Here is a 6908-nt window from a genome sequence, read left to right as displayed (position 1 = left end):
CAAGACGCTCGACTGGGATACCCCAGCCGAGCGTCTACGTGATCTACTCACCACCTAAAACCAGGCGGTGTTGCGAAGACCCCTAGAACCCAAGCACGCGGTACCGGGCCCCTGTTGTGTGTGGTGTGGGACCTCAGGAAGATCCACCACGCGGGAAGGAGACCTCCACGCGGCGATTCTTCTTGCGGCCTTCTTCCGTGCTGTTGTTCGCAATCGGGTACTGCTCGCCGTAACCCCGAATATCGAAGGCGACGTTCGAGCCCAGCTCCTTGACCAGCACCGACTGCACGGCGTTGGCACGCTGCTTGGACAGCACGTCACCGTGGGCAGCTGAACCGAGGTTGTCGGTGAAGCCGAAGACGCGCACCTTGGTGGCGTTTTGCTTCTTGATCTCCGCGGCGATGGCCGCGATACGGGAGTTGGCGGCGGAGCTCAGTTTGGCACTGTCCTTGCCGAAGAGGACCTCGGCCTGGAGCGCGAACTTGATGTTCGCGTTGCTGTCCTCGCGGCGCTCATCGCCACCCATGTCCTCGACGACCTGAACGATGTCGAGAACCTTGACGGGGGCAAGTGTGCCGCCTTCGGGCATCTTCAGGTCAGGGTCGCTGGGGTCGATTTTGACCGGAGGAACCGATGTCGCCTCGGTGCCGGGCGGCATACTGGGGCCGTCGTCGGCGATCGCGTTCGACACCCCCAGGAAAGTGGCACTTGCCGTAAGCAACGCGGCTGCGACGACATGGCCCGCAATCCGCGTCGGCCTGCGACGTGTCAGGGCGTGGGTCATGTCAGTCATCACCCAGAAATCTTCAGCGAGGCAGTGGCAAAGGTCGGCAGCGTGAAGTCGACCTCAGTGCTGGTGGCGGGAGGAGCCGGGAACTGCATGAAGACAGAGACGAACTTTCCGGAAGGAATCGCTGTCAGCCCGGTCGTGCAGAGGCATCGCCCATCCGTGTCCCGAAGAATGTAGTAGCGCTTCTTGCCGACCTTGTCCACAAGTGTCGCGCCTGCTACGGAATTCGGATTCTTGGCCACGATGGCACTCTCGCTCCCCGACCACTGGGAGCCACTGCTGGCCTCGTCACCGTCATTCTTGATCACACCACTGACAGTAACGAACCCACCGTTGTCGCGCTTTACCTCGTTCACGACGAGGCTCAGCCCATCACGCCCATTGACCTGGGCAAGTTTTGCATTCGGGTCCACATTCTCGCCGGCAGCCGTGTCCTCCTGCTTTGCGCCCTTGCCCTCTTCCGAGGGCTTGGACGGCGTGGAGGATGGTGACGAACCAGCGTCGTTGGTCTTTCCGCCACCGCCATCAGTGCCGCAACCAACGACGGCCAGGGCTAGTGCCGCCGCCAGCGAGACGGCTGCCACTGCCCTTCGGGACTTGGTGGAGCGCCGAATGCTCATGGGTTCTGATTCCTTTACTCGTCGTTCGCCGTCAATTGCCGACCAGGTGCACGTCGTAGAGAATCTTGCTCACCTCGGACCAGGGTGGGGGGCTGCTGGGCCGGATCTCAAGGAAACCGCCACCCTTGCAGGTGAAGAAGAAGATGTCCCGGATGCTGTCATGGTTGAGGTCCACAGATCTCCACTTGCAGCGGAACTCGATCTCGGCTGTGGCTGTGGCCTTCGCGGTCGTCTTCTCCGAACCGGGGAGCACCGACGAGTTGACGGTCTTGCGGCCCTCGACGTCCACCGTGATGCGGTCGCGATAGCCACCAAGGGTCTCCTGGCAGAACGTGACATCCGCCTGGTTCGCAGACGCAAGCCCCTGCGCCGCAGGGCAGCCGATGACCGGATGACTCTCCAGGTACTGGTCGAGCAAGTCCTCCGGCAGCGAGGCAAGGAATCCCGTCTCGTAATTCTTACGTGCCTCGTTGGCCGCAGCCAGAACTGCGGCGTCCGCAGCACCCTGAGATCCATTGCGCAAGGCCGCTGCCTTGCCGACGGCAAAGAATGCGAACACGAGGAAGAGCAGGCCCGCCACCATCACTACATAGATGGGGAAGGCCTGCCCTGCATCGCGGCGGCTACGTCCGATCACTTGCCCCCCGAGGTGATGGAGTCCACCAGGCCGGAGATGCGGGTCGAGATCGCGCCACCGATACCCGTCGCCATGATCGCGCCGATGATCGCCACGACCACCAGGATGATGCCCAGGTACTCGAACGCCGTCTGGCCGCGGTCCTTGGCCTCGTAACGCTTCCGGATCGCACTGACCGCGGTGTTGGCCCATCCGTTGACGCGGACGGCGGTCTTCAGGGTGATGTTCGACATGGTGTTCCCCTCCGGGTTCGGCCGACCGGTAGCCGGCCGTCTCGCACGTTTTTTGGGTGCCGCCCGCGGTTCCGGCTTCCTCCTGGCCGGACCCGCTGGCGACATGAGAAACATACGGCGGCACACCCTGCTCGCCGGAGGGTCCCAGGGCCCATTCCCGGGCCCAAAGCGGCAGTTGGGCCTGTGACGCCGGTACGTGCCGGGCCCCACGCCCCGCACGCACCACGGCAGTCCTGCTCTCCCGCTCAGCCACGACGCCCTCCACCCCCGCGCGCCCCTGGGCCCGTCGCGGGGGCCGTACCGAGCCAGCGGGCGATGGCCTCGCTGCGAGTGGTGCTGTGCAACTTCGTGAAGATGCGATTGATGTGGTTCTTGACCGTCTTCTCGCTGATGAAGCAGGTGGCGGCGATCTGCTGATTGCTCATGCCGGACGCGATCAGCTCCATGACCTCCACCTCCCGCGAACTCAGCCCGTATTGCTGCCGGTTGAGAGCCACACCCGGCCCCCCGGTCATGGAAGACTGTGCCACAACTGGTTGCAGTTGCGAAAGACCCTGTGCTCTTTGGGCTGGTCGCGCCGCAGGTGGAGCCGGTTCGGGCTTCGGTGCATGTGCAGGCGCACCGTGTTGCTGAACCGGAGTCGGACCGTGGCCGTCGTAGCCGAGCTCCGGGTAGGGAACACCCGTGGTCAGTGCGGCGCCGAGTCCTTCCGGGAGCGGCCGTCCCTGCGGTCCGGGGTCCTGACGCATATGGGCGAGGAGGGCGTTGGCCGCAGTGGCGGTGAAGTGGGCGCGGCCGTCTCTGGTGTCGCGCACGGCCTGCACCAGCTGGTCGGCTGTGAACTCGCCGTGGACCAGATAGCCGCTCGCACCCAGGCGGAGCGCCTCGTGGACGATCTCGCTCTCGCGGCTGTAGGTCAGCATCATGACGGGTGCGACCTGTACGAGGTGAGGCAGGGCGGATATGCCGTCGACGCCGGGCATGCGGACGTCGAGCAGGACGACGTCCGGGCGGTGTGTGACGGCCTTGTCATATGCCTGGCGGCCGTCCGTGGCCTCGGCCACGACCTCGATATCGTCCCGGCCGGAGAGCAGGACGCCCAGGCCGGCCCGGACCACTGGGTTGTCGTCGGCGACGACAACCCGAAGGGCGCCGGGGACGGGCGCCGGCGGAGGCCCCGGGAAGGGAGGCAGGGACTCGGATGCCGCGGACTGCTGGGAGACGGGAGCGGGAACCGGGAACGCGTGGGAGCTCGGTTCCGAGTTGAGCGGGGTGACGTGCGAGGACGTGTGCTGGGAGGCGTGATTCTGTGCGGCCCAGTTCTGGCCCGACGCGCGGGAGACATCGTCCGGCATCTGCGACCTCCTCTCAGGGTTCTATGGGGGGGTGAGGGTGGGGTGGTACTGAGCTGATCAGTTCACTGGTAGTGCGTCTGGAGCGGGCGCAGTACTGAGAGCGGCGATCGGGAGTTCCAGGCGTACTTCGGTGCCCTTGGCCGCCTGGCCCTTTCCGATACGGATGCGGGCGCCGATGGACGCCGCCCGTTCGACCATGCCGACGAGGCCGAAGTGCCCGGCGTGCCGAAGGTCGTCGAGCGTGGTACCTGCGGGCAGGCCGCGCCCGTCGTCGTACACGCTGACGCGCAGGACATCGCCCTTCACGCCGACCAGTACGACGAGGTAGGTGGGTTGGGCATGGCGGTGGGCGTTCTCCATCGCTTCGGAGGCGACGGTGAGCAGCTGGCGCGCGACCGCCTGCGGGACGTTGGGGACCGGTGTCTCGTTGAGAAGGCGGAAGGTGGCCGTGAGCGCGTGACGTTGCGTGAAGTCGGCGGCGCGGGCCCGTAGTTCGCGTACGACGTCCACTCCGCCGTCCAGCCCGGACTCGCGTCGCAGGTCCGAAAGGAGTTCCCGGGATTCGGCGGCGGCGCGGCGGGCGGCGCGGGCGACCAGTTCGGCCTGGTGTTTGACGGTGAGCGGGTCCATGCGGTCGGACGAGCCGGCCAGGCCGTCGGCGGCCAGCGCGAGGCCGTGCAGGGTCTTGGCGACCGAGTCGTGCATCTCCCGAGCGAGGCGGGTGCGTTCGCCCTCCACGGCCTCACTGACCGCGAGACGGGCCCGGGTCTCCGTGAGGGCTTGGCTGGCCGTACCGAAGCGGAGAAGCAGGTTGCGCAGGGTGACTCCGACGGCGCCCGCGATGATGCAGAAGCCGGGGAGGAGGACCGCCGTGGCATCGGCGGGTTGCAGCTTCGGGTCGGTGTTGTACACGCCGAGGACGATGACTGTCTGGAGCGCAGCGAACACCGCCGCGCCTCGCCAGCCGGAGACGAGTCCGGCCAGCAGCGGGGTGCACACGGTGACGTACGCGAGGGTGGACTCGGGACCGGCGGTGACGAGAAGAAGGGCGCCGAAGAAGGCGTCTATGCCGAGCAACCAGGAGTGGCGCAACAGGACGGGACCGAAGCGTTCCCAGTCGCGGAACAGGACGTACGAGCCCATGAACGTGACGAGAATGGCGGAGCCGATCAACCAGGAGGCCAGGCCCGAGGCGGTGTGGCCGAGCGCGAACGGGGTGGCGATGGCGATCATGGCGAGCCGGAATCCGAAGACCTGCCGACACATCGCCTGGAGCGCATTCAGCTGGATGGCGAAAGCCGGGCGGGATCCGGGATCGGCGATCGCCTGACGTACCTCCGCATTCAGTCCGGAATGGATGCTGCCGAGTTGGAACGACATGAGCCTGTCACCTCCCTCCGACCGATCTGTCCACCGTCCGCCTCGTTCACATCATCCGCCCGCGAGGAAGCCGAAGTCGATGTTGGCTCCGTAGACAAAGCCGACCGTCAGCAGCACCAGCGTTCCGGGAAGCAGGAAGGTCGTGACCGCAAAGGTCGCCTTGGGAACGGCCCTGGCCGCCTTCCGGCGGGCGTTCTGGGCGTCGGTACGGCGCATGTCGTTGGCGATCTGGATCAGCGTCTCGACGATCGGCGCACCGAGCTCCTCGCCCTGCTGGAGCGTGGTCACGAACATGGCGACCTGCTCCGAGTCATTGCGCTTGCGCAGCTGCTCGAAGGCCTCGCGGCGGCTGACGCCCATGTCCATCTGGCGCAGGGTGATGCGAAGTTCGTCGGCCCACGGGCCCTCGTACTTCTCGGCGACGCGTCCCAGCGCCTGGCGGAAGCCGAGGCCTGCCGAGACAACGACAGCCAGGACGTCGAGGAAGTCGGGCAGCGTCCGGTCGATATGGTCGCGGCGGACGCGGACCGCCGACCAGATGCCGACCTCGACCCAGAAGAGGCCGAAGGCGATCAGCAGCAGAGCGAGGAAGATCTGGCCGCGCATGAGCATCGTGAAGGCGCCGAGCGCGCCGAGGCCGCCGTAGACGGCGCGGCGGGCTGCGTAGCGGTCGATGGTCAGGCCACCCGGGTTGCCAGCCAGGTCGATCTGGCGGCGCTTCTTGTTGACGGCCTTGGGGCCCATCATCCGCAGCACCATGGGGGCCCAGCGCATGCCCAGCCGGTCGATGCCTGAGCCGACCGCACTGGTGCGGGTGGAACCGACCTCCAGGGCGATCGCGAGGTCGCCGGGGAGTTTCGCGTCGCGCCGGTACATGCGGATGCCGGCGATGATCCCGTAGACCGCCAGACCCATGACCCCGGCGAGCAGCAGGTCCATGTACGCCCCGCCCATCAGACGTCGATCCGGGACATGCGGCGGATCACGATGAATCCGATCGCGTACAGGGCGATGGAGATGATCACCGCGGCCTGCCCGATGAAGGCGCCGGTCATACGGTCGAGGGCGCCGGGCATGACCGCGTTCATCAGGAGCATGGCGCCCAGGCCGAACATCGGGACGGCATAGGCGGTGACGGTGACCTGGGAGAGCTGGGTCTTGACCTCGCGCCGGGTCTCCTTGCGCTCCTCCAGGGTCTCGGTGAGGTTGCGCAGGGAGCTGACGACCGTACCGCCGGCCCGGTTGGACAGGACGAGGGTCGTGACGAGAACGACGAGTTCACGGGACGGCAGCCGGTCGGTCAGTTCGCTCATCGCGTCTTCGAGGGGTTCGCCGACGGCGAGGCGTCGGGAGACCCGGGACAGTTCCTCGCCCGCCGGGTCCTCCATCTCGTCGGCCGCCATGCTGATGGACGTACGCAGCGCGAGGCCGGCCTGGGTGGCGTTGGCGAGGATACGGGCGAGCTCGGGGAGCTGGTTGATGAAGCGCTCGGTGCGCTTGGTCCGCTGCCAGTTCAGGAAGGCGTTGGTGCCCCAGAGACCGATGAGGGCGGCCACCGGGCCGAAGAAGCTGGCGAGCAGGGACGAGGCGATCATCCAGAGGCCGGCCATGGCGGCAAGCGCGTAGACGAAGAATTCGCCCGGTGTGATGTCGAGGCCGGTGGCGGCCAGCTTCAGTTCGAGCTTCCGGCCCAGGCCGGTCTTGCGCAGCCTGCTGTCGAGCCCTCGGAAGCGGCGGCGGCGCCCGGCTTCCGGGATGTGGCCGGTGTGGGAGAGGCGGTCCACCAGGGCGTCCCGGTCGGCCTTGCCGCCGCTGTAGGCGTGCAGACCCGCGACGCCGGTGACACCGGCGAGCAGCGTGACGCCGATCGTGAGAAGAGGGAGATTCGTCATG

At 66.9% G+C, this 6908-nt stretch carries 8 protein-coding genes; all 8 read right to left on the bottom strand.

Features of this window, described 5'->3' with window-relative positions; genetic code table 11:
• Nucleotides 1-133 precede the first annotated feature (133 nt).
• The 8 genes from ACIOHC_RS24115 to ACIOHC_RS24080 all read right to left on the bottom strand — a co-directional run bounded on the left by ACIOHC_RS24115 (nt 134) and on the right by ACIOHC_RS24080 (nt 6907).
• Entirely contained in the window at nt 134-784 is a 651-nt protein-coding gene (locus ACIOHC_RS24115) for an OmpA family protein (protein ID WP_401843927.1), read from the bottom strand.
• 8 nt (nt 785-792) lie between these two features.
• Nucleotides 793-1410 carry a hypothetical protein gene (locus tag ACIOHC_RS24110; protein ID WP_401843913.1) on the bottom strand — a complete coding sequence of 206 codons (618 nt, stop codon included), beginning with the start codon at nt 1408-1410 and terminating at the stop codon, nt 793-795.
• Nucleotides 1411-1441: 31 nt separating this feature from the next.
• Nucleotides 1442-2047 carry a pilus assembly protein TadG-related protein gene (locus tag ACIOHC_RS24105; RefSeq protein WP_401843912.1) on the bottom strand — a complete coding sequence of 202 codons (606 nt, stop codon included), beginning with the start codon at nt 2045-2047 and terminating at the stop codon, nt 1442-1444.
• Entirely contained in the window at nt 2044-2280 is a 237-nt protein-coding gene (locus ACIOHC_RS24100) for a hypothetical protein (protein ID WP_401843910.1), read from the bottom strand. The genes ACIOHC_RS24105 and ACIOHC_RS24100 overlap by 4 nt, the downstream gene beginning before the upstream one ends.
• A gap of 245 nt (nt 2281-2525) precedes the next feature.
• Entirely contained in the window at nt 2526-3635 is a 1110-nt protein-coding gene (locus ACIOHC_RS24095) for a response regulator (protein ID WP_401843909.1), read from the bottom strand.
• A gap of 57 nt (nt 3636-3692) precedes the next feature.
• Nucleotides 3693-5015, bottom strand: a complete 1323-nt coding sequence (locus ACIOHC_RS24090; protein WP_401843907.1) for a sensor histidine kinase — start codon at nt 5013-5015, stop codon at nt 3693-3695.
• A 51-nt stretch (nt 5016-5066) separates the two neighbouring features.
• Entirely contained in the window at nt 5067-5954 is an 888-nt protein-coding gene (locus ACIOHC_RS24085) for a DUF5936 domain-containing protein (RefSeq protein ID WP_401843926.1), read from the bottom strand.
• Between the two features lie 14 nt (nt 5955-5968).
• Complete coding sequence (locus tag ACIOHC_RS24080; protein ID WP_401843904.1) at nt 5969-6907, bottom strand: type II secretion system F family protein; 939 nt, start codon at nt 6905-6907, stop codon at nt 5969-5971.
• Between the last annotated feature and the right edge of the window lies 1 nt (nt 6908).

Source organism: Streptomyces sp. NPDC088252 (assembly GCF_044740965.1).
Classification (GTDB): Bacteria; Actinomycetota; Actinomycetes; order Streptomycetales; family Streptomycetaceae; genus Streptomyces.
Note: the sequence above shows the minus strand (reverse complement) of the source record. Positions and strands in the feature narration are given on the sequence as shown.

Bases quoted from the DNA above. Each gene is read 5' to 3' on its own strand.
- ACIOHC_RS24095 (WP_401843909.1), bottom strand. From the start codon at position 3,635: ATGCCGGACGATGTCTCCCGCGCGTCGGGCCAGAACTGGGCCGCACAG.
- ACIOHC_RS24080 (WP_401843904.1), bottom strand. From the start codon at position 6,907: ATGACGAATCTCCCTCTTCTCACGATCGGCGTCACGCTGCTCGCCGGT.
- ACIOHC_RS24085 (WP_401843926.1), bottom strand. From the start codon at position 5,954: ATGGACCTGCTGCTCGCCGGGGTCATGGGTCTGGCGGTCTACGGGATC.
- ACIOHC_RS24090 (WP_401843907.1), bottom strand. From the start codon at position 5,015: ATGTCGTTCCAACTCGGCAGCATCCATTCCGGACTGAATGCGGAGGTA.
- ACIOHC_RS24115 (WP_401843927.1), bottom strand. From the start codon at position 784: ATGACCCACGCCCTGACACGTCGCAGGCCGACGCGGATTGCGGGCCAT.
- ACIOHC_RS24100 (WP_401843910.1), bottom strand. From the start codon at position 2,280: ATGTCGAACATCACCCTGAAGACCGCCGTCCGCGTCAACGGATGGGCC.
- ACIOHC_RS24110 (WP_401843913.1), bottom strand. From the start codon at position 1,410: ATGAGCATTCGGCGCTCCACCAAGTCCCGAAGGGCAGTGGCAGCCGTC.